Consider the following 20435-nt stretch of genomic DNA (forward strand, 5'->3'; position numbering starts at 1 on the left):
ATTTCCTTGAGGCAAAGTAAGTTAAAAGTCAGCCAGTTCAGCAATATGTTTGCCGCTGCGCTGCTCCAGAAAGTCGAGCAGGCGGCGCGGCGTGACATTTAACACCCGATCCTCCGGAAAATCCACTTCACGGGCGATGCGCAGGCAGTGTTCGAAATGGCCCAGCGTAAATGCAGTGTGGGAATCGGAGCCAAACGCCAGCCGTCCACCGGCGTCGCGCACCGCGGCAGCAATCGCGCGACAGTTAGGTTCACTACCGGGACGCGAGTGGGTAAAGGAGGAGTTGTTCAGTTCCAGCGCCACGTCATAATGTGCGGCAGCTTCAGCGATAGCCGGGATATCGACCGGGAATTTCGGGTTGCCCGGATGGCTGATGATGTGAACCTGTCCGCTGGCCATTGCGGCGATCATCGCGTCAGTGTGCTGTTTTTTGTCGCGCGGCGCATAAACCGGCTCGTGAAAGCCGGCAACGATCAGATCCAGCGCATCAAGCATCGGGCCGGAGCAGTCGATCTCCCCCTGCTGATTTTTAATGTTGGCCTCAATACCGCGCAGAATCGCCACGCCATCGATCACCCGCGGCCAGATGCGCATATTCACAAAGTGCCAGTAGTGCGGCGCGTCAGCCATGTCAGGGCCGTGATCGGTAATGGCAAACAGTTTCAGGCCCGTTTGCTTCGCCTGAGCCACATAGTCGTGCAGCGTGCTGTAAGCATGTGTGCTGGCAACAGTGTGCATATGCAGATCTACCGGATACATTCTTCTCTCCTCCTGAGCGGCCCTGACAGGGCCGGTTAGTTAATAGCCGCGCTGCCGATCCACCCTGCCCGGCGGCGTTTCGCCTGCCTGGTCCTGAGTAATGGCGCGGGCAATATAGTCGATCGCTTCGTCGATCAGCGTGACCGCCGCATTATGGGGGGTAATTGTGACGCGCGGATGGGACCAGAGCGGATGCGCTTCAGGAAGCGGCTCCACCTGAAACACATCCAGTGCCGCCGCTTTCAGCTGACCACTCTCCAATGCCGCCAGCAGATCCGCTTCCACCACCTGTGCACCGCGTGCGATGTTGAGGAAGAACGCGCCGTGCGGCAGCTGCGCTAAAAAGTGCTGGTCGATCAGGTTAATCGTCTCCGGCGTACTCGGCAGCAGGTTGATTAACACCTGCGTCCCCTGCAGGAACGGCTGCAGAGCATCGCGACCGGCGAAGCTGGTGACGCCGTCAATGGTTTTCGGCGAACGGCTCCAGACGCGCAGCGGGAACCCCCAGGGCTTCAGGCCCTCGGCGACGCTCTGCCCCAGCACGCCCGCCCCCAGAATACCGACGGTAAAGGTTTCACGCGCATAGGGAGGCAGCGGCTGCCAGCACGCCTGCTGCTGCTGAAGCCGGTAGTCATCAAAGCGGCGGAACCAGGTCAGGACGCTATGGACAGCATACTCCTGCATCTGGCGCGCCATGCCGGTATCTTCCAGCCGATAGAGCGGCACGCTGTCGGGCAGCATCTCCGGGTGCTGCTCCAGCTGTTTCAGAATCTCATCGACGCCCGCGCCCAGGGCAAAGACGCCGCGCAGGGTAGAACGTCCCCGCAGCATCTCTGCGGGAGGGGAACGGACCAGCGCATAATCGGCCGGCCCCTCATCGCCTGGCTGCCAGGCACGCACCCGCGCCTGTGGCAGACGCTGTTGTAAACCCCGAATCCAGGCCGTTGCAGACTGCGACGGGTGATACCAGATGATCTCCATCCTGCTCTCCTTTTTTTCTTTCAGCGTCAGGGAAAATCCCGGTCAGCGCAAGAAAAAACCCGCGTCGCGCAGGGCTTTTTACCCTAAAAATAATTCCCGTGGCTTCACATTTCCGGCTCGCTTCAGGGTGAAGTGTCGGGATACGGTCTAAAGTTGGTCCTGTGGTCAATGCGTTACGCGCGGCCGCATTTCGGACAAGGAGAAAAACCGATGACAAAAATTGAGGTAAACGCCGCCCCACGGCGTCAGCGTTATGCGCCCTTTCTGCTCACTCTGCTGCTGAGCGTACCCGCCTTCACTGCTCATGCCGACGACCACAGCCGCATGCTGGATAATCAGCCGCAGCCGCCAGACGTTCGTCTGGGGCCGCTGTTTAATGCCGTGCAACAGGCGAAGTTCTACCCGGACCAGAAAACCTTTGCCGATGCGGTGCCGAAATTTGATCCCGCGTCGATACTTGCCGACTGGCAGATGCAGAAGAAACAGCGCAATTTCGATCTGAAGCGTTTTGTTGATGCCAACTTTACCCTGCCCGCCGCAGGCGACAAATATGTGCCGCCAGCCGGGCAAAACCTGCGTGACCACATTGATGGCCTGTGGCCGGTGCTGACGCGCACCACCAGCAGCGCCGGACAATATGACTCGCTGCTGCCGCTTCCCAAGCCCTATGTGGTGCCGGGTGGTCGCTTCCGCGAGATCTATTACTGGGACAGCTACTTCACCATGCTGGGGCTGGCCGAGAGCGGACACTGGGATAAAGTGCAGGATATGGTGGATAACTTCGCCTCGCTTCTTGACCGCTACGGTCACATTCCCAACGGCAACCGCAGCTACTATCTGAGCCGCTCGCAGCCGCCATTCTTCAGCCTGATGGTCGATCTGCTGGCGACGCATGACCAGGGCAAAGCGTACAGCCACTACCTGCCTGAACTGCAGAAAGAGTATGACTACTGGATGGCGGATAGCGACAAAGTGGCGGCGGGCGCGGCCAGCAAGCGGGTGATTAAGCTGGCGGATGGTACGCTGCTTAACCGCTACTGGGATGCCCGTGACGTGCCGCGCACCGAGTCCTGGATGGATGATATTGCCACCGCGCAGAAAGCACCGCAGCGCAATAAAGCGGAACTTTACCGCGAGCTGCGCTCCGGGGCAGCGTCGGGCTGGGATTTCAGTTCACGCTGGTTTACCGATGCGCATAACCTCTCCACCATCCGCACGACGCAGCTGGCCCCGGTTGACCTGAACAGCCTGCTGTTCCATCTGGAGCAGACGCTCTCTAAAGGGTACCAGATGAACAAACAGAGCGATCTGGCGAAGCAGTATGCCGATCGCGCAGAGAAGCGCCAGGCGGCGATTAACCGCTATCTGTGGGACAGTAAACAGAACTGGTATGCCGACTATGACTGGCAGAAAAAGCAGGTTCATCCGCAGCTGACCGCGGCCACACTGTTCCCGCTCTATCTGCAGGTCGCCAGCGATAAGCAGGCGGAAAGTACCGCCAGCGCGGTAGAGAAACAGCTGCTGAAGCCAGGCGGGCTGGTCACGACTACCGTGAACAACGGTCAGCAGTGGGACGCCCCTAACGGCTGGGCACCGCTGCAGTGGGTTGCAGTGGAAGGACTGGAGCATTACAACCAGCCAGAACTGGCTAAAAAGGTGGGATTACGCTTCCTGCAAAATGTCCAGAGCACCTATGACCGTGAGCATAAGCTGGTCGAGAAATATGTCGTTGAAGGCAAAAATCTCGGCGGCGGCGGCGGCGGTGAGTACCCGCTGCAGGATGGCTTCGGCTGGACAAATGGCGTGACGCTGAAACTGCTGGATAAGTACTGCCCGAAAGATAAAACCTGTAACAGCGCCCACGATATTCCTCAGGCGTCAGCCTCTCAGCCCTGATTAGTCTCTGAATACCTCTGGCCTGGCCGGAGGTATTCTTTCCTTACTTCAGCGAATTTTACTTGACGTTCTCTCATCCACAGGCAAAATTGCAGCGTTTTTACAAAAGGTAATAATTCTCATTATGATAATGAGATTATGTATCAACAAACTGACTACACCTGCCTGAACCTTTGTTAAGAAAGGAATTTCGATGAAACTGTCATTGCCGCTGAAAGGTTATGTTCCCCTCTGCACTCTGGTGCTGGCCGCGCCTGCCCTGAGTTACGCTGCCGATATGGTCGTGACTGCGCAGCCGCAGGAAGATGCGACCTCTCCCACCCAGGGCTATCTGGCAACCACCAGCCAGGGCGCAACCAAAAGCGATCGGCCGCTGGTGACCACACCGCAGTCAATTTCGGTTGTGACCCGTCAGCAGATCCAGGACCAGGGGGCACTGACCCTGAATCAGGCGCTGGGCTACAGCTCCGGTGTCTTTACTAACTTTGGCGGTGCCGCCACCCGTTACGACACCATCGCGCTGCGCGGCTTCCACGGCGGCGATGTCGATAACACCTTCCTCGACGGCATGCGGCTGATGAGCGACGGCGGCAGTTTCAACATTCTGCAGGTGGATAACGCCTTCCTTGAGCGCGTCGACGTGATCAAAGGCCCCTCTTCGGCCCTTTACGGCCAGACGGTGCCTGGCGGGCTGGTAAACCTGGTCACTAAGCGTCCTCAGTTCGCGGAAGAGGGTCACATTCAGCTGCAGGCGGGAAGCAATGCCACCACCGGCACAATGTTCGACTACACCAACGCCATCAACGACCAGTGGGCGTACCGTCTGACCGGCGTGACCCGCAACAGCGACACCCAGTACGATCACACCCGCGAAGAGAAATATGCGCTGATGCCGCAGCTGATGTGGCAGCCGGATGAAGATACCCATCTGATCCTGAAAGCCTATCTGCAGAAAGATCCCTCTGGCGGCTATCACGGCTCCGTCCCGGGTGACGGCAGCATCACCGAACACAACGGCTATAAGCTGAGCAAAGGATTCTATGAGGGCAACAGCGACCTCGACCAGTTCAAACGCCGCGAGCAGATCTACAGCTTCGACTTCGCTCATCGCTTTAATGACGTCTGGTCCTTCTCCTCAACAGGCAGCTACAGCCACTCGAATGTCGATCTCGATCAGGTCTATCAGATTGGCTGGGATAAAAATAATCCCGATCTGCTGAACCGCTACTATTCAGGTGAGCGCTCTTCTCTGGCGGCATGGGCTACCGATAACCGTTTACAGGCGGAGTTTGCCACCGGTGAACTGGAGCATCGCGTGACGCTGGGTGCTGAATATCACCGCTACAAAAATGAGATCTCCGCGGCAGGCGGCTCGGCTTCACAGCTGAATGCCCTGACCGGCGAGCAGGTCGGTGACATGCCAGCCTATACCTGGGCGGATAAAACCCGTCGTTACTACCAGACCGGCCTCTATCTGCAGGATGAGATGAAGCTGGACCGCTGGCATCTGGATCTTTCTGGCCGGTACGATCGCATCGTCGCGAATAACAGCGGCAGCGATCGCCGTCAGGATGATCACATCAGCGGGCGCGCCGCCCTGCTCTATGCCTTCGATAACGGCATCTCACCCTATGTCAGCTGGAGCCAGGCGATTACGCCCACCGCCCTCACCGACCGCAACAATAATCTGCTGAAACCGACCACGTCAGAACAGTATGAGGCCGGGGTGAAATATCAGCCGGTTGGCACACGCGATCTCTATACCGCTGCGATTTATGATCTGACGCAGAAAGATGTGGCGAACCGCGACGTGCTGACGGCGACCTATACGCCATCGGGCAAAGTTCATTCCCAGGGTATTGAGCTGGAGGCGCGTAATCAGCTCACCTCACGCCTGAGCACAGTGGCGAGCTATACCCTGAATCATCTGCGCTACAAGGATTCGGTAGATGGTAATGATGGTCACACGCCTTACGTGGCGCCAAACAGCATGGCGTCTCTCTGGGGCCACTATCAGTTTGATTACGGTCTGAGTGCCGGCGCGGGCGTGCGCTACATCGGCAAGCAGTGGGCGGACAACGAGAACACCACTCGTCTGCCGTCGGTCACGCTGTTTGATGCCTCCGTTCGCGCCGATCTCGGTGTCTGGAATAACAGCCTGAAAGGAGCCTGGGTGCAGGTTAATGCGAATAACCTGACCGATCGCACCTATGTGGCCGCCTGTTACGGCACCGGCTACTGCTACCGTGGCGCTGAACGCAGCGTGATGGCGACCGTCGGTTACGACTTCTGATAAGAGCCTTCGTGATGCAACCCTCCGGCCAGCCCGGAGGGTTTTCTCCTCTGATAACCCGCCTTTTTCAGCCTCTTTCAATCCGCTCAGAATTATCTTTCTCTGCCTGCAGACCTTTCCCTCCCGAACGTTCCTGAAATCCGCCCGGCCTTTTTTCTGCCGCTTCGCTCACAGATAGAACTATGGCCGAAATGGTGCGATGACACGCAGGCGGCCCTGACGTATAAAACAGAGGGTCCGGCGTTGAAAAGGAGTCTCTGACATGAACCCCTATGAACAACATTACAGGCAGCTTCTGGCAAACGGCGCGGTGGCCTGGGCAGGAGAAGGTTATCTCAGAGCCAAAAAACAGCAGGAAGAAATCTTTCAGTGGCTCCGTACTCACCACTATTTACCGGAGCCTGGCGCACCGGTACTGGAGATGGGATGTGGTAATGGCGCCATGGCCGCGCAGTCTCTCGCTGAGCAGGGATATTCAGTCTGGGGGGTAGACTGGTCAGAGACCGCGATAGAGTGGGCCGAAAAGCGTTTTCAGCAAGCCGGACTCACCGCGACATTTCTTGTCGGCAATGTCTGTCATATCGATCGCTGCCAGGCGGCAACATTTGAGCTCATTATTGACGGCAGCTGCTTACACTGCCTGATCGACGACGATCGGCAGCGCTTCTTTGCCGAGGTAAGAAGGCTGCTCAGCCCGGAGGGACGCTTTGTGATCGGTTCAATGTGCGGCACACCTCGTCATTCAGCAGACATTGCGGCCTATGATCCCTGCAGCCACCATTTATGGAAAGCCGGCAAGCCCTGGCGGACCCTGAAGCCGCTCCCTGATTTACGGCGTGAAGTCGAGAGTGCGCATTTCACTGTGGAGGCAGTCAGCGTTAATGAAAATACATGGTGGGATCACGCTACGATAGTCTGTTCGCAGCAAAAGAGGCTCATAGCATGATGGGCAAGGGCGTTAAAAAGCGATCCAATCTGAGTCATAAAAAAGGGGACGAATCACTTCGTCCCCTTTTTTGTTTAAACCGTTACGGTCAACTGCGTACCTTGCGGTAGATAAACAGCACCACGATGGCACCGATCACTGCGACCACAAAGCTTCCGAAGTTAAACCCATCGACGCGGCCGAAGCCAAACAGCGTACTGATCCAGCCCCCGACCACAGCACCGATAATACCCAGCACCACCGTCAGAATGAAACCGCCACCGTCTTTACCCGGCATAATCCACTTCGCCAGAATACCCGCGATCAAGCCAAAGACGATCCAGGAAATAATACCCATCTGTTGCTCCTTCCTTTTTTGATTACATCGTGAACGCCTGATTAATCAAGCGGTTTACTGCGCTAAGTATAGCGAGCTTTTCGGAAAGTGCCTGCCTGCCCTCACGATTTTTTCGGCGTACCCTGGCTAAAGCTTTTTTCCGCTGCGCCGATAACCGTAATGAGGTAGTCAGAACGTAAAAATAATAAAACCCCTTGTGGAGCAGGATGTGAAAGAAGCCGACCAGGAACAATATTTAAAACGTGGCACGCTGGCGGTTCTCGGCGTAATGAAAGATCTGCTGCGACTGCAGACACCATTACTGGTACGTTTTCCGCGCGGGCAGTTTATCAGCCGGATGCTGGCTGCCGACGCAGACCGCCTGCTGTTTGACCTCGGCAGTAATAATCTGGATAACGACTACGCCCTGACCAGCGACGATCTCAGCATCACGGCGGAAACCTACGGCGCAAAGGTTGAGTTCAGTCTCGCCTCGCTGGAGAAGGTCGATTTTGACGGCCTGCCCGCCTTCAGCGCGCCGCTGCCCGAGCTGGTGTGGCAGATTCAGCGACGGGAATTTTTCCGGGTCACTGCCCCGCTGGCGCCGGAGTTCTGGTGCCATACCGTGTGGCCGGATGGCCGGAAAACGCGTCTGCGCCTGCAGGATCTGTCGCTGGGCGGGATCGGTGTACTGGTGGACGAGGCGCTGCCGGAGGGATTGCAGAATGGCGACAGTTTCAATCAGTTTCGCGTGGAGCTGGGTGAGTATGGTCATTTTGAGGTGCCGGTTAAGCTGCTGCACATCGGCGAACGCACCGTCGTGACGCATAAAAATGAAACCCGTGTGACGCCCCGTCTCAGCTTCCGGTTTGCCACGCTGAACCCAACGCAGGAGCGGCAGCTTCAGCAGATTATCTTCTCCCTTGAGCGACTGGCGCGCGATAAATCGACCCGATTCCAGTAACCGCTTTCCGGATGCGCGCCCCCAGAGGGCCGCATCCAGGCTATGCTTCCTGCTTGATTTCTTTTAAACCGGAACCCAGCAAGGAGACCTTCCCCAATGGAAAACTGGCTCTCATCACGTCATTTTCACCCCCTCTTTTTTAACCAGACGTTCTGGCTCAACAGCGCCATCGTGGTGGTCGCCACCCTGGTGATCTACTGGGTGTTGCGCACCCTGATTCGCTTTATCTCCAACCGGATTGCCCTTTACAGCGAACACCGTCACGTTCGGGTCACTGCGATCCTGGTGGAGATCCTGCGAAGCACCAGCCAGACCCTGCTGCTGATCTTTTCGCTGCTGATCGCCCTGAAATTTGTCGATCTGCCTGCATCATGGAGCGCCACCATCGCCCACGGCTGGTTCCTGGCGCTGATTGTGCAACTCGCCCTGTGGATCGACAGTGGCATCCGGCTGTGGCTGAAGAGCCTGATGCGCGATCCGCTGCACGTGCGTAATCCGGTGACTACGGTGATCCTCGGGATTCTGCTGCGGGTCGTGGTCTGGATCATGATGTTCCTCGCCATTCTGTCGAACATGGGTATCAATATTACCGCACTGGTCGCCAGCCTCGGGGTTGGCGGTATCGCCATTGCACTGGCCATTCAGACCGTGCTGAGCGATGTGTTTGCGTCACTGGCGATTGGTTTTGATAAGCCTTTTGAGCATGGCGATTTTATTGTCTTTGGCGACATTGCCGGTTCCATCGAGCATATCGGCCTGAAAACGACCCGGCTGCGCAGCCTGAGCGGAGAGCAAATCGTCTGCTCAAACACCATTCTGTTGCAGCAGACCATTCACAACTACAAGCGTATGCAGCAGCGCCGCATCGTCTTTAAGTTTGGCATCAGCTACGCCACCCCGTCGGAGCAGGTTCGGGAGATTAGCCCGCTGGTTAAGGCGATCATCGAGGGTGTGGAGACCACGCGTTTTGACCGCGCCCACTTCCTGGCGTTTGAGGATTCGAAGCTGACGTTTGAAGTGGTCTATTACGTGCTGGATGCGGATTACAACAAATATATGGATATTCAGCAGGAGATTAACCTGCAACTGATGGCGGCCATGGAAGCGCGCAATATTCGCTTCGCCTTCCCGATCCGTCAGGTCGAGTTCAGCGGCGGCAATCTGCCGCCGGTGGATCTGGTTGCCGTGAAGAATGATAAGGGCGAGGTACGTCAAATGGCGCGCTGAAGTGTTGCCTGGCCTCAGGTGGTTTCAGGCCAGGCAAACCGTCACGCCGCTGCGCGGGATCGCGCTTAACGCGGCTGAAAACGGCAGCGGGCAACAGCGTCGAGCCAGCCTTTGTAATTTTCCTGCATAGCGTGCGCGCGCGCGTCACGGGGCAGGATAACGCTGCCCCCCTGCAGCGCCTGCATATCACTGCCCTCCTGCCACCATCCCAGCACTTTGCCGGCCAGTAACGCTGCGCCCAGGGCGGAGACTTCGGCGGTGGGCACCCGGTAGAGCGGGCGCTGTAACACATCGGCCTGTAGCTGCATCAGCCAGCTGTTTTCCGTGGCGCTGCCATCCACACACAGCGCCGGAAGCTGCTGACCGCTCGCCTGCTCCATCGCAAAAAAGACATCGGCGATTTGCCAGACGATCGACTCCAGCGCCACCCGCGCCAGCACCGCGGGGGTGGCGGCATCCGTCAATCCACACACCATGCCGCGCGCCTGTAAATCCCACCAGGGCGCGCCCAGTCCTGAGAGCGCCGGGACGAAGTAGATGTCCTGATTGTCATCGCAGCCCTGCGCCAGCGCGGTCAGTTCTCGTGGGTCCTGCACGCCGAGCAGCTTACCCAGCCAGGCCGCGCCTGAGCCGGTGTGGGTAATATTGCCTTCAAAGGCATAACGCAGCGTACCGTCGTGCCAGGCCACGGTAGTGCTGAGGCCATTTTCGGTCAGTAACGGCGTCGCCATGGACATCATCAGGGAGGAGCCGGTGCCGTAGGTGGCTTTTACGACTTCAGCGTCTCCGCGTCGCTGCGCCTGCAGGGCGGCATGCGAATCGCCGATGCGCGCCAGAATGGGGGTGCCCGGCGCTAAGCCGGGAATGGTGTTCACCGCCACCACACCCTGCTCACTGGCGGAGGCGATGATGCGCGGCAGCGCGGCTCGCGGCAACTGAAACAGCGTCAACAGCTCGTCGTCCCAGTCGTTCAGGTGCAGGCTGTAGAGCTGCGTACGGGCGGCATTAGCATGATCGGTCACAAAGCATTCGCCCGCGCTGAGCTGCCAGCTGAGCCAGCAATCAACCGTGCCGATGCAGAGCTCGCCGGCTGCGGCCCGTGCCGCGCCATCGGGAATGGCAGCCAGCATCCCGGTCAGCTTCGCTGCCGGAAACATCGGATCGACGGCCAGCCCGGTCAGGCCGCTGATCCGGGGGGCTTTGCCTGCCTGGTGCAGATCGCGACAGAACGACTCAGAACGGCGATCCTGCCAGCTTATCAGCGGCGTCAGTGGCTGCCCGTCGCGCCGCTGCCAGATCAGCACCGATTCCCGCTGATTACTGATCGCGACGGCGGCGACAGGCGCGCCCCGGCATGCCGCCAGACACCGGGTGATCGCCTCCCTCACCGCCTGCCAGATTGCCATCGGGTCCTGCTCAGCCAGCCCCGGCTGGGGATGGTGCAGGGTTAAACTCTGGCTGCCACGCGCCACCACCCGCCCGGCACGATCAACCGCTATCGCCTTGGCATTAGTCGTGCCTTCATCGATTGCCAGAATCAGAGGTCCCGTCATGTTCACACTCCTGCGCAGATGCGCGCTGCACTCTTCACCACGCTGCTGGCGTCAATGCCGTGACGGGCCCGCGTGGCGGCCCGATCGCCGGCAATCGCATACTCCCCATCGGCAATGCCGAGCCGGACCAGCGGAATGCTGCAGCCGCCTTCTGCCAGCACTTCCGCGACCAGGCTGCCGACACCGCCATTGACGTTATGCTCCTCCACGGTCACGACCGCCGGATAGTGATTTAACAGGTTGCGCAGCTGTTGGGTATCACAGGGTCGAATCGATGGAACCGCGATCACGCCCGCTGAAATACCCTGCTCAGCCAGTTGCGCAGCGGCGTGAACCACCTCATGAACTGTGGATCCCATCGCCACCAGGGCGATGTCGCGGCCTTCACGTAACAGGTCGATCGCGCCGGGTCTGAAGCGGTAGGTGTCATCATGCAGCTGCGGCAGATCTTTGCCATCAAGGCGGATATAGACCGGGCCGACGTGCTCCAGGGCGTAATCAATAATCTGACGACACTCCAGCGGACAGGACGGTGCGTAGATCTCGATGTTGCCAAAGCCGCGCATCACGGCGATATCGTCAATGCTGTGATGGGTGCTGGCTAACGGGCCATAACTGGCACCGGCATTCAGCCCGAACAGTTTGACGTTGGTGTTGTTGTAGCAGACGTCGACTTTTACCTGCTCATTGGCGCGTGAAACCAGAAATGGCGCGGCGTTGCAGGTCACGGCGATTTTGCCGCCCAGCGCCAGGCCTGCTGCCGTTCCCACCAGCGTCTGCTCCGCGATGCCGACGTTAATCAGCCGGTCGGGAAACGCCTTGATAAAAGGCGCGATTTTGGCGGTAGAGGTGGAGTCCGCGACCACCGGTACCAGATCGACGCCGCGATTAACCGCGTCGATAAAGGCCGTAACCATGACGTTTGCCAGGTGTTGTGCATTACTCATCTTTCAGTTCCTCCAGCGCCAGCGCGATCTCTTCGCCTTTCGGCACCCGGTGATGCCACTCCGCCTTGCTCTGAATAAAGGAGACGCCGAAACCTTTCTCGGTATGCGCCACAACCACCTGCGGCTTGCCGTTCTGCGGCAGATTTTCAAGGGTGCTGACGACCGCCGCCATCGCATTGCCGTTACATTCGCTGACCTCCAGCCCGAAAGCGCGCCATTTTTCCGGCAGCGGGTCCGTGTTCATGATGTCCCGGGTGGCGCCCGCCAGTTGCAGTTTGTTCTTGTCATTGATGATGATCAGATTGTCGAGCCCATAGTGCGCCGCCACCAGAGCGGCCTCCCAGTTGCTCCCTTCCGCCAGTTCGCCGTCACCGGTCACGACAAAGATGCGGCGGGAGCTGCGATCTTTTTTCGCCGCGAGGGCGATGCCTACCGCCACCGGCAGGCCGTGCCCCAGCGCACCGGTGTTCAGCTCCACGCCCGGTGTCTTCTGGCGCACCGGGTGGCCCGGCAGAGGAGAGTCAGCGTGCTGATAGGTGGTAAGCCACTCGGTCGGGAAATAGCCCGCTTCCGCCAGTACGCAGTAGTAGCCCCCTACCGCATGCCCTTTGGACTGAATGTAGATGTCGCGATCGTTATCCTCTGTGCGATCTGGTGCGCAGTTCAGAATACGGAAGTAGAGCGCGGTCAGGATCTCGACCTGCGACAGGTCAGCACCGGTGTGCCCGCCTGCCGGACTGCCCGCGTTAAGCTGGATAATGCGGCGGCGTATCGCCCGCGCCCGGCGTTCAAGCTCATCGACTGAAAGATTGAAAGGGTTCATGTTCTGCCTCTGAATTTTAAATCGACCGTGAATATATATTCACGATGGGTAAAAAAATTAACCGTTAACGTATCCGGTCCGGAATCGGCCGCCTGTCATCCTGTATAAATGCGTCGTTAAACAGCGTGTCAGATCGGTTCATCACCTGACGGGTATCTCCATCCCCCCATGATCCCTACAGCCTGACAACCGGCACGATGGGGACAAAAGGGCCTGCTCACGAATTTCAATGAATATATATTCAATGACGATTTTATATGCATAATGACTATGCGCCTCTGCTGAGGCATCGTCCAACAGGCGATCGTCAAAAAGCGAAAACGATCACAAATTCGCCTGCGTTGTGATTTTGATGATCCTGGTTAACAATACCGGGCAGACTCTGAGAGGGAAAACTGATGGCCAAACAGGATGAACAGCGACTGATGGTGAAGATCGCCACCCTGTACTATATCGAGGGGATGAAGCAGTCGGAGATCGCGCAGTCGCTGTCCCTGTCGCAGTCCTTTGTCTCACGCATCCTTAATCGCAGCGTAAAAGAGGGCGTGGTCAAAATCAGCGTTGTGCCGCCGGCCAATGTCTATCCTGAGCTGGAAAAAGCGATTGAGCAGACCTACCACCTGCCCCAGGCGATTGTGGTTGATGTGCCGGACCAGGCTTCTCCGCTGCAGATCAAACAGGCGATTGGATCGGCGGCAGCGCACTATCTCGAAACCCGCCTGCGCAACGATGAACTAATTGGCATCTCCTCCTGGAGCGGCACCATCCGGGCGATGGTCGATGCGCTGCATCCGCTCAACATCGCCTGCAAAGGGGTTATCCAGCTGCTGGGCGGGGTTGGCGCTAACGGCAATGTGCAGGCCACCATTCTGACGCAGAATCTGGCGGCGCTGCTGAACTGCCCCGCCTGGCTGCTGCCGTCTCAGTCAATCGAACATTCGGTCAGCGATCGCCAGCGGCTGTCAGCCAACGCGGAGGTGGCGGAGGTACTGGATCAGTTTGAGCAGGTCGATCTGGCGATTGTCGGTATTGGCGACCTAGAACCGTCAGCTCTGTTGCGCAATTCGGGCAACTACTACGATGGTGAAATGCTGCAGACCCTGGCGGCACGCGGTGCCGTGGGGGATATCTGCCTGCACTACTTCGATGCCTGCGGACAGCCGGTGCTGCAGCCGGAAGAAGATCCGGTGATCGGCATGGAGCTGGCGCAGGTTAAGCAGTGTCCGCAGGTCGTGGGACTGGCTGGCGGACGCGAGAAAGCGCCGGCGATTCGTGCGGCGCTGCTGGGCGGCTACATCAAGGTGCTGATCGTCGATTATCCGACGGCGCGGCTGCTGCTCGCGCCGTAAGGAGTGCGCCCGCCGCCATGCCGGGGCGCTTTCCGGTCAGATCGTGCGATAGGCGGTGGTAACCTTCCACAGATAGCGCGGAGCCTGCGCCGCCGGATGTTTGTTCTGGACATGCTGGTAAAACTCATCCGGCGACATCGCATTAATCATCGCAATGGCACGATCGCGGTCGCGGGAGAAGGTTCGCAGCAGCGCACCGGCACCATTGGCATAGGAGACGATAGTGGCATAACGCAGCGTCAGCGGATCGCGAATCCCTGACAGAGCGGAATCCTGCAGGATGCGGATATAGGCGGTGCCGATATCGATATTTTTAGCCGGATCGCGCAGTTCGGCATTCGATGGCTGACCGCGGCGACCCTGCGTCCGGTAAACTTCACGCCCGGCGGTCGAGGCTTTGATCTGCATCAGGCCCACCGCATTCGAACGGCTCACCACGCCAGGATTTCCCCCCGACTCGACACTGATAATGGCGCTGATAAGCTTCTCATCAACGCCATAATGACTGGCGGCATCTTCGGTAAACATTGACCATGCGCTGTTAACGCTGGAAGGCGGTGCCTGAGTGAGAGGCGTATTACGCTGTTTCACTGCGTGGTGCGGTGGCTCGCTGGCACAGCCGGTCAGGAGTAACGCTGAGAGTATAAGGTATCGGATTTTCAGCAATTTTTCGTCTCATAGCGGTAGTGGCGAATGCTATCATACCCAGACAGCCTGAGAGCAAAATTACCGTTTATCCTAAATGCACGAAAAAGCGGCCCGTGTCGTGACTTCAGGGGTGTATTTCGTCATCATCGCCTCAGGTCAAGGGCGCTAACAGCAGGAAAGTATGATGATTTCACGTTCAGTTCGTCTTATCTCCCCCTCCGGTTACTGTCACAATCAGCCTGCGGCGCTGTGCGGCATTGCGCGACTGCGCGAGGCGGGCCATCGGGTAGAGAATGAGCAGGTCATTACCCGGCGTTTTCAGCGCTTCGCCGGGACAGACGCCGAACGGCTGGCGGATATCAACCAGCTTGCCACACTCAGCACGCTGCCCGATGTGGTGCTGGCGGTGCGTGGCGGTTATGGTGCCAGCCGGTTACTGGAATCGATCGACTATGTCGGCCTGCAGCGTCGCCTGCTGAATCAGCCGCTGGCGCTGTGCGGGCACAGTGATTTCACCGCCATTCAGCTGGCGCTGCTGGCGCAGGTCGGCTTAATCACCTTCAGCGGTCCGATGCTGGCCGGCAACTTCGGTGCCGCGACCTTATCTGAATTTACCCTGCATCACTTCTGGCAGGCTCTGACATCACCTACAGTAGACGTGACATGGCAGAGCGAAACGCCTGATGAGGGTGAGTGGCAGGGGACGCTATGGGGCGGTAATCTGGCGATGCTCTGCTCGCTGACTGGCACGCCGTGGATGCCACAGATTGAAAACGGCATTCTGGTTATTGAGGATGTGAATGAACATCCGTTCCGCATAGAACGTATGCTGATTCAGCTGCAGCAGAGCGGCATTCTGGCGCGCCAGCGGGCGCTGGTCACCGGCAGCTTTACCAGCACCGCACTGACAGAGTATGACAACGGGTTTGACTTCAGCACCGTCTGGCAGCGGGTGCGTGAAACCACCGGCCTGCCGGTGATCAGCGGTCTGGATTTTGGTCACGCGGCTGACACCGTGACCCTGCCACTGGGGGCCAGCGCACGATTAGCGGTCCGTCAGGGCCAGGCCAGTTTACAGGCAAGCGGGCATCCCGTTCTGCGGGAATAAAGAACGTTTCAGGAGATCGACATTGAAGCCGTTGTATGACGATTTGTGGATCTCAACCCCGGAATTTCCGGTGGAAGATGCCGTTAATGACCTGATGATGCATGGTTTTATGCTGCGTCACCCTCGCGGCAATCTGCTGATTGGCCGCGTAGAAAATCCGCTCGATCATGAAGTGCTGGCCGATAGCGGTGGCGTGATCCGCCACTATCTGACCCACTGGCACGAGTCTGCGCCGGGGGCGGCGGTGATCCAGCAGCGCTTCAGCAGCGCACTTTACTGCCATAGCCGGTCGCTGGGTCCCATCAGCCGCTTCGCGGAGCCTGATGACACCTTTTCGCAGCAGGAGACGCACTTCGGGGATTTTCATCTGCTGCCGACGCCAGGGCACACGCCGGGCAGCAGCAGTTACCTCTATACGTCGCCGCTGGGGCTGACCTATCTGTTTGTCGGGGATACGGTGACGCGGTCGCACGATAACTGGATTACCGTGCTGGTGCCGGACAGTAATCCCGCAGAGCTGAGTCAGACGCTGGAATTGTACCGTTCGCTGCGTCCCGACGTGGTGCTGATGAGCACCACGCGCGGACATCTCTCGTGGAAAAAGGTCACCCTGCAGAGCTGGCTGGCGGCGATCGATGAAGCTGAGCAGCACCCGCTCGATCTGCGTCAGCAGCCGCTGTTCTGATTACAGCGTTTTCGTCAGATAGTGGCGCTGGTGGTGGCGTGGATAGTTATCCAGGCTGAAACGCAGCGTATAGCCAAGCTTTTCATAAAACGGCCGCGCCTGAAAACTGGCGGTATCCACCTGGGCAAAGCGGCAGCCGCGATCCCGCGCCTCCTGCTCGGCGGCCTGAATCAGTGCGCTGCCCGCCCCCTGCCCGCGCAGCGCCTCACTGACCCACAGCATATCAATCCGCAGCCAGTTTCCGGCCGTTGACCCGGTCAGACCCGCCAGCTTTTTGCCCTGGTCATCACGGATAAAGACGCCAATCGAGCGGATCTCATCCACATTAATAAACTTACGGTTGAAAGCGGTCAGACCCAGTCTGATCTCATCCAGATCCTGTGCGGTAACCGTGTCGGTAATTTCAGGTTTCATCGTGGCTTCCGGTGTCAGGTATCAGGTGTCAGAGCGCGCTCTGTCGTCGTAGCGCTCCAGCGTCAGTGCATCCACATCGCGTTTTTCACTGCGGCTGCAGGGCAGCAGTTTATCGCTACCGCGATAAACAAAGAAGGTCGCCTGGGTGCGCTGATTCACAATCAGCTGATCGCCATTGCGAAAGCGGGTAATCGCCACTTTGTCGCCCGCCTCCAGACGGGTACGCTGCTGGCCTGCGGCAATCTGGAAGTGTCCGGGAGACCACATCAGCGTGGATAATCCATATTCGGCGCGTGAAATGGTCATGGTCGCCCGACCGGGACAGATGAGCTGAAATTCAGTTTCGCTCCATGCGGGCGCGACGTGGCAGGCCATCAGGCCCAGAGCAATCAATGCTGCCTTCATGCTGTGTCTCCACTGAAGAGGATTTCTACAGGAATGAATAGCTTAACATATCCCTGCCCCCTGATGAGGCACGGGCGCGTCGGGAACAAGACCACGAAAAGATAGAATCGGGGTGAGAAAAAGCGGAAAGTTGAGAAAAGATAAAGTAATCCGGTCAGCATATCGGCGCCGCATGCTGACCGGATAACGGTTATTCGGCGGCAACCTCTGCGGCCACCAGCATCAGCGCCAGCCCGGCATTCTCGCTGTCATACGCCTGCATCGCTGCGCGAATACGCTCGGAGCAGGCAACGACCTGTTGCTTCTTATCGGCATCTAACTGGTCAATCGCGTGGCGAATAATCATTAGACTGGCTTCTTCTTCTTTCATCATTTATCCCTGGATTTGCCTAAGTGGTGCGCAAAGGAGCCAAGAATACCGTTTATTGATAAGCAAAGTCACCCTTTTACATTCCTGTTGCTTAACGATTAAACAAATCGCAAACAGGAAGCGCAGCGGAAACTGCTATGATTAACAGAATGATGGTCTGGCAGAAGAGACGCCACGCCACGACACGCCCAGGGATTGAAGCAGGTAGAAAATCATGATGCGACTCAGCATTTTTATCCTCATCACCATACTGACTGGATGTTCATCTGGCCCGAAAGGGGTCGACTGTCCGGGTGAGGTTTCGACAATTTATGGTCAGCCGATGGGGCAAACGCAGGGACGGATTTTTGATCTGGTCAGCGCCTTCACCGTGACCCGGGATGACGTCAGCGTGGAGAGTGGGCCGCTGCAGTCGCTGGATCGCTTTAAATATGTCCCCTCCGCCGTGACGCGGGAAGGCTACTATGCGCAGCGCCTCTCTGATAAGCAGTTCCGGCTGATCAATCCCTACCAGGATACCCAGATCACCTGGACCTGTCCGTAAGGGGTGAATCCTGCTGCCAGATGGTTTATTGTCAGGAAACGTCAAGCAGCAGGTTTCCCCGATGGAAAAGCGTCTGGATAACAACGGTTATATCGACTTCCCCTTTCCGGCCACCCGCAATGCGGATGGCTCCGTCAATCCGTGCGGCATTGATTTAACGCTGGAAACCAGCCGGCTGGAGGAGATTGCGGTCCTGAACCGCTCAGAAAACCTGCGCCGTCTGGTCGAAGAGGTCAATCTGCAGGAGGGGCTGTTTATGACGCTCGCCTGCGACTGGCAGCAGCAGGCCGATGCGGTCTGTGGCTTTATCGATGTGGCCTTTCGTCCCGATCTGCCGCAGCACGGTCACGACGAGGCACTGACGCTGGAAGCGCATTTCATCCGCTACCTGGCCGGGCAGGAGAAGCAACATAACCTGCCTGCGGAAACGCTGGTAAATTATGCCCGCTCGGTTCTCGACTGGAGCTGGTCGCCTCTGCGCCAGCGTCAGCGCGACTATGAAAAGATCACCGTTCAGTTCTATTGTCCGCAGGCTGACGACGCCGAATGGTGTTTCGATCACCTGCGTCATTTTCTGGTGAGCGTTTATCCGGCCTGCGTCACGGCCCGCTCACGCTGATCCCCCTGGCATCCGGAGTCGCTATGCGTTCTGCTGCACTGTCTGCTGTTACCCTCTTCTGTTCGCTCTTTTTCGCCACGTCTGCCCTGGCCGATCGCTGCCAGCAAATTCGCGCCGGTCTTGATATCGGTTCCGGCACCACCAAAATCGCGGTGGCCCGCGTCAATGTCTGCCAGTCGCGCATTGAAAAAGTGCTCTATCAGGATCAGCGCGCCGTCGCCTGGAACGATGCGCTGGCACATGCTCCCGACAATCAGCTCACCCCGGCGATCGCCCGCCAGGGCGCCGCGGCGCTGCAGCAGCTTCTGGCCCATGCTCAGCGCTTTCATCCTCAGCGTATCAGCGGCGTGGCGACCGCCGTGTTTCGCAACGCCCGCAATGGCCAGGCGGTCATTGACGATCTGCAGCGGCAGACCGGGGCGCAAATCAGCCTGATCTCACAGCAGCAGGAGGCGAAGCTCGGCTTCCTCTCCGCCAGAGCCGCGCTGAATGATCCCGCGATCCGTGATGAGCAGTTGCTGGTCTGGGATATTGGCGGCGGATCGATGCAGATGACCGCCTGGCGACAGCAGGCCGGTCAGCCGGTGGCCGATATCTATCAGGGAAAACTGGCTTCCGTGACGCTGAAAAACTTTATCCTGCGCGTGCTGAAGAACAGCCCGGATGCCCCGTCACCCAACCCGATTGGCTCCTGGCGGCAGTCCGTGCTGCGTTTCGTGCAGTTTTATGCCACTAACGAGGTCAGCCCGCAGATTAAACAGGATGTGGCGGGTCGCCGGGTCATCGGTATTGGTGGTGTGCACGGGTTCTCCATCCGCAATCAGTTACCGGGCAGACCCCATCACTACACCCTGGCAGCATTGCGCCAGCTCTCTCAGCAGCAGGTCTGGAAGGGTGACAGTGAACTGTCTGGCGACTATCGCGCCACGGACGTCAGCAACCTGTTGCTGGTTGAAGGCTATATGGAGGCGCTGAAAATCAACGAGGTGACCATCGTGGAGGCCAGTCTGCTCCAGGGCGTGCTGCTGCAATAGCCCTGTCTCTGCCCTGCTCCGCCTCCGGCTGAGCCGCTGACACCGCGCCATTAACAGCCGGACATAATTTTTTAGCCTCTGATTTGCCTCTGACGGAGCAGGATTCACTATCTTTGCTACGCTTTGAGTGTCTCACTTAAAACCAAGGAGCAACAGATGTCAGGAAAAATAGAAGATAAAGTAAAAGAAGCCGCTGGCGCAGTTCAGGAACAATGGGGCGCAGCAACCGGCTCTTCTGAGCATCAGGCTAAAGGCGCCGCGCGCCGTTATGCCAACCAGGCAAGCTACGCGGCACGCGATGCTGCTGACTGCATTAAGGATCAGGTTCAGTCTAATCCTGTTGCCGGTCTGGCTGTTGCGGCAGGCGTTGGTGTTATCCTCGGCTTTCTGCTGGGCCGCAAGTAATCCTGCAGAACGTCAGCAGAACGGAAGCCGGTGGCTTCCGTTTTTTTTCGCTCACAGCGACGTGCCGCTGAGAAACATCTGAAAAATAACCCTTTTCAGGCCAGATCGCGGTCAGTCACTATGATTAAGTGAGCTTCCCTTTTTCTGAC

At 58.1% G+C, this 20435-nt stretch carries 22 protein-coding genes; 12 read left to right on the forward strand and 10 right to left on the reverse strand.

Annotation, left to right across the window (positions count from 1 at the left end; translation table 11 throughout):
* Window positions 1-21: 21 nt before the first annotated feature.
* Both HFD92_RS04000 and ghrA read right to left on the reverse strand, forming a co-directional pair.
* Window positions 22-759 (reverse strand): phosphatase, encoded by a 738-nt coding sequence (locus HFD92_RS04000; RefSeq protein ID WP_111209085.1) that lies wholly within the window; start codon window positions 757-759, stop codon window positions 22-24.
* A gap of 39 nt (window positions 760-798) precedes the next feature.
* Complete coding sequence (gene ghrA / locus HFD92_RS04005; RefSeq protein ID WP_167428369.1) at window positions 799-1740, reverse strand: glyoxylate/hydroxypyruvate reductase GhrA; 942 nt, start codon at window positions 1738-1740, stop codon at window positions 799-801.
* Window positions 1741-1950: 210 nt separating this feature from the next.
* Here ghrA and treA point away from each other — a divergent pair, with 210 nt between their 5' ends.
* From treA to HFD92_RS04020, 3 genes are all read left to right on the forward strand, one after another.
* Window positions 1951-3636: an alpha,alpha-trehalase TreA gene (gene treA / locus HFD92_RS04010; RefSeq protein WP_058958366.1), complete on the forward strand. Its 1686-nt coding sequence runs from the start codon at window positions 1951-1953 to the stop codon at window positions 3634-3636.
* A gap of 193 nt (window positions 3637-3829) precedes the next feature.
* Window positions 3830-5929, forward strand: coding sequence for a TonB-dependent siderophore receptor (locus tag HFD92_RS04015; protein WP_111209083.1), 2100 nt, complete (start codon window positions 3830-3832; stop codon window positions 5927-5929).
* A 262-nt stretch (window positions 5930-6191) separates the two neighbouring features.
* A complete protein-coding gene (locus HFD92_RS04020; protein WP_167428370.1) occupies window positions 6192-6875 on the forward strand; it encodes a class I SAM-dependent methyltransferase in 684 nt (227 codons plus the stop codon).
* A gap of 88 nt (window positions 6876-6963) precedes the next feature.
* Here the strand turns inward: HFD92_RS04020 and HFD92_RS04025 are convergent, their stop codons facing one another.
* Window positions 6964-7212, reverse strand: a complete 249-nt coding sequence (locus tag HFD92_RS04025) for a GlsB/YeaQ/YmgE family stress response membrane protein (RefSeq protein ID WP_009090782.1) — start codon at window positions 7210-7212, stop codon at window positions 6964-6966.
* 208 nt (window positions 7213-7420) lie between these two features.
* Between HFD92_RS04025 and HFD92_RS04030 the strand changes: the two genes are divergently transcribed.
* Window positions 7421-8155 (forward strand): flagellar brake protein, encoded by a 735-nt coding sequence (locus tag HFD92_RS04030; RefSeq protein WP_033736567.1) that lies wholly within the window; start codon window positions 7421-7423, stop codon window positions 8153-8155.
* Window positions 8156-8251: 96 nt separating this feature from the next.
* Window positions 8252-9382 (forward strand): mechanosensitive ion channel family protein, encoded by a 1131-nt coding sequence (locus HFD92_RS04035; RefSeq protein ID WP_167428371.1) that lies wholly within the window; start codon window positions 8252-8254, stop codon window positions 9380-9382.
* A 65-nt stretch (window positions 9383-9447) separates the two neighbouring features.
* Here HFD92_RS04035 and HFD92_RS04040 read toward each other — a convergent pair whose 3' ends face one another.
* From HFD92_RS04040 to HFD92_RS04050, 3 genes are read right to left on the reverse strand one after another with little or no spacing between them, the layout of a single operon-like run.
* Window positions 9448-10935 carry an FGGY family carbohydrate kinase gene (locus HFD92_RS04040; RefSeq protein ID WP_167428372.1) on the reverse strand — a complete coding sequence of 496 codons (1488 nt, stop codon included), beginning with the start codon at window positions 10933-10935 and terminating at the stop codon, window positions 9448-9450.
* 2 nt (window positions 10936-10937) lie between these two features.
* On the reverse strand, window positions 10938-11882 hold the full coding sequence (locus tag HFD92_RS04045) for a transketolase family protein (protein ID WP_009090787.1): 945 nt from the start codon (window positions 11880-11882) through the stop codon (window positions 10938-10940).
* Window positions 11875-12705, reverse strand: coding sequence for a transketolase (locus tag HFD92_RS04050; protein WP_009090788.1), 831 nt, complete (start codon window positions 12703-12705; stop codon window positions 11875-11877). The genes HFD92_RS04045 and HFD92_RS04050 overlap by 8 nt, the downstream gene beginning before the upstream one ends.
* A 398-nt stretch (window positions 12706-13103) precedes the next feature.
* Here HFD92_RS04050 and HFD92_RS04055 point away from each other — a divergent pair, with 398 nt between their 5' ends.
* Window positions 13104-14054: a sugar-binding transcriptional regulator gene (locus HFD92_RS04055; protein WP_167428373.1), complete on the forward strand. Its 951-nt coding sequence runs from the start codon at window positions 13104-13106 to the stop codon at window positions 14052-14054.
* Between the two features lie 36 nt (window positions 14055-14090).
* On the opposite strand, the gene emtA is transcribed toward HFD92_RS04055, so the two are convergent.
* A complete protein-coding gene (gene emtA, locus HFD92_RS04060; protein ID WP_167428374.1) occupies window positions 14091-14720 on the reverse strand; it encodes a membrane-bound lytic murein transglycosylase EmtA in 630 nt (209 codons plus the stop codon).
* 166 nt (window positions 14721-14886) lie between these two features.
* Here emtA and ldcA point away from each other — a divergent pair, with 166 nt between their 5' ends.
* Window positions 14887-15810 (forward strand): muramoyltetrapeptide carboxypeptidase, encoded by a 924-nt coding sequence (gene ldcA / locus HFD92_RS04065; RefSeq protein WP_185185189.1) that lies wholly within the window; start codon window positions 14887-14889, stop codon window positions 15808-15810.
* A gap of 22 nt (window positions 15811-15832) precedes the next feature.
* Window positions 15833-16495 (forward strand): MBL fold metallo-hydrolase, encoded by a 663-nt coding sequence (locus HFD92_RS04070; protein ID WP_058957480.1) that lies wholly within the window; start codon window positions 15833-15835, stop codon window positions 16493-16495.
* Here the strand turns inward: HFD92_RS04070 and HFD92_RS04075 are convergent, their stop codons facing one another.
* From HFD92_RS04075 to HFD92_RS04085, 3 genes are all read right to left on the reverse strand, one after another.
* The gene (locus HFD92_RS04075) at window positions 16496-16909 is read right to left on the reverse strand and encodes an N-acetyltransferase (RefSeq protein WP_167428376.1); all 414 of its coding nucleotides are present in this window, start codon (window positions 16907-16909) and stop codon (window positions 16496-16498) included.
* Between the two features lie 21 nt (window positions 16910-16930).
* On the reverse strand, window positions 16931-17314 hold the full coding sequence (locus HFD92_RS04080; RefSeq protein ID WP_167428377.1) for a hypothetical protein: 384 nt from the start codon (window positions 17312-17314) through the stop codon (window positions 16931-16933).
* Window positions 17315-17504: 190 nt separating this feature from the next.
* Window positions 17505-17684, reverse strand: coding sequence for a hypothetical protein (locus HFD92_RS04085; protein ID WP_009090798.1), 180 nt, complete (start codon window positions 17682-17684; stop codon window positions 17505-17507).
* Between the two features lie 214 nt (window positions 17685-17898).
* Here HFD92_RS04085 and HFD92_RS04090 point away from each other — a divergent pair, with 214 nt between their 5' ends.
* The 4 genes from HFD92_RS04090 (at window position 17899) to HFD92_RS04105 (ending at window position 20286) form a co-directional block, all read left to right on the forward strand.
* Complete coding sequence (locus HFD92_RS04090; protein WP_009090800.1) at window positions 17899-18228, forward strand: hypothetical protein; 330 nt, start codon at window positions 17899-17901, stop codon at window positions 18226-18228.
* 61 nt (window positions 18229-18289) lie between these two features.
* A complete protein-coding gene (locus tag HFD92_RS04095) occupies window positions 18290-18847 on the forward strand; it encodes a hypothetical protein (protein ID WP_140028352.1) in 558 nt (185 codons plus the stop codon).
* A 23-nt stretch (window positions 18848-18870) separates the two neighbouring features.
* Complete coding sequence (locus tag HFD92_RS04100; RefSeq protein WP_009090803.1) at window positions 18871-19881, forward strand: Ppx/GppA phosphatase family protein; 1011 nt, start codon at window positions 18871-18873, stop codon at window positions 19879-19881.
* A 156-nt stretch (window positions 19882-20037) separates the two neighbouring features.
* Window positions 20038-20286 (forward strand): YqjD family protein, encoded by a 249-nt coding sequence (locus HFD92_RS04105; RefSeq protein ID WP_046101619.1) that lies wholly within the window; start codon window positions 20038-20040, stop codon window positions 20284-20286.
* Window positions 20287-20435: the final 149 nt, after the last annotated feature.

It is taken from the genome of Pantoea sp. EKM101V, from assembly GCF_011800325.1.
GTDB lineage: Bacteria > Pseudomonadota > Gammaproteobacteria > Enterobacterales > Enterobacteriaceae > Pantoea > Pantoea anthophila.

Bases quoted from the DNA above. Each gene is read 5' to 3' on its own strand.
- HFD92_RS04000 (WP_111209085.1), bottom strand. From the start codon at position 759: ATGTATCCGGTAGATCTGCATATGCACACTGTTGCCAGCACACATGCT.
- ghrA (WP_167428369.1), bottom strand. From the start codon at position 1,740: ATGGAGATCATCTGGTATCACCCGTCGCAGTCTGCAACGGCCTGGATT.
- treA (WP_058958366.1), top strand. From the start codon at position 1,951: ATGACAAAAATTGAGGTAAACGCCGCCCCACGGCGTCAGCGTTATGCG.
- HFD92_RS04015 (WP_111209083.1), top strand. From the start codon at position 3,830: ATGAAACTGTCATTGCCGCTGAAAGGTTATGTTCCCCTCTGCACTCTG.
- HFD92_RS04020 (WP_167428370.1), top strand. From the start codon at position 6,192: ATGAACCCCTATGAACAACATTACAGGCAGCTTCTGGCAAACGGCGCG.
- HFD92_RS04025 (WP_009090782.1), bottom strand. From the start codon at position 7,212: ATGGGTATTATTTCCTGGATCGTCTTTGGCTTGATCGCGGGTATTCTG.
- HFD92_RS04035 (WP_167428371.1), top strand. From the start codon at position 8,252: ATGGAAAACTGGCTCTCATCACGTCATTTTCACCCCCTCTTTTTTAAC.
- HFD92_RS04040 (WP_167428372.1), bottom strand. From the start codon at position 10,935: ATGACGGGACCTCTGATTCTGGCAATCGATGAAGGCACGACTAATGCC.
- HFD92_RS04045 (WP_009090787.1), bottom strand. From the start codon at position 11,882: ATGAGTAATGCACAACACCTGGCAAACGTCATGGTTACGGCCTTTATC.
- HFD92_RS04050 (WP_009090788.1), bottom strand. From the start codon at position 12,705: ATGAACCCTTTCAATCTTTCAGTCGATGAGCTTGAACGCCGGGCGCGG.
- HFD92_RS04055 (WP_167428373.1), top strand. From the start codon at position 13,104: ATGGCCAAACAGGATGAACAGCGACTGATGGTGAAGATCGCCACCCTG.
- ldcA (WP_185185189.1), top strand. From the start codon at position 14,887: ATGATTTCACGTTCAGTTCGTCTTATCTCCCCCTCCGGTTACTGTCAC.
- HFD92_RS04075 (WP_167428376.1), bottom strand. From the start codon at position 16,909: ATGAAACCTGAAATTACCGACACGGTTACCGCACAGGATCTGGATGAG.
- HFD92_RS04080 (WP_167428377.1), bottom strand. From the start codon at position 17,314: ATGAAGGCAGCATTGATTGCTCTGGGCCTGATGGCCTGCCACGTCGCG.
- HFD92_RS04085 (WP_009090798.1), bottom strand. From the start codon at position 17,684: ATGAAAGAAGAAGAAGCCAGTCTAATGATTATTCGCCACGCGATTGAC.
- HFD92_RS04090 (WP_009090800.1), top strand. From the start codon at position 17,899: ATGATGCGACTCAGCATTTTTATCCTCATCACCATACTGACTGGATGT.
- HFD92_RS04095 (WP_140028352.1), top strand. From the start codon at position 18,290: ATGGAAAAGCGTCTGGATAACAACGGTTATATCGACTTCCCCTTTCCG.
- HFD92_RS04100 (WP_009090803.1), top strand. From the start codon at position 18,871: ATGCGTTCTGCTGCACTGTCTGCTGTTACCCTCTTCTGTTCGCTCTTT.
- HFD92_RS04105 (WP_046101619.1), top strand. From the start codon at position 20,038: ATGTCAGGAAAAATAGAAGATAAAGTAAAAGAAGCCGCTGGCGCAGTT.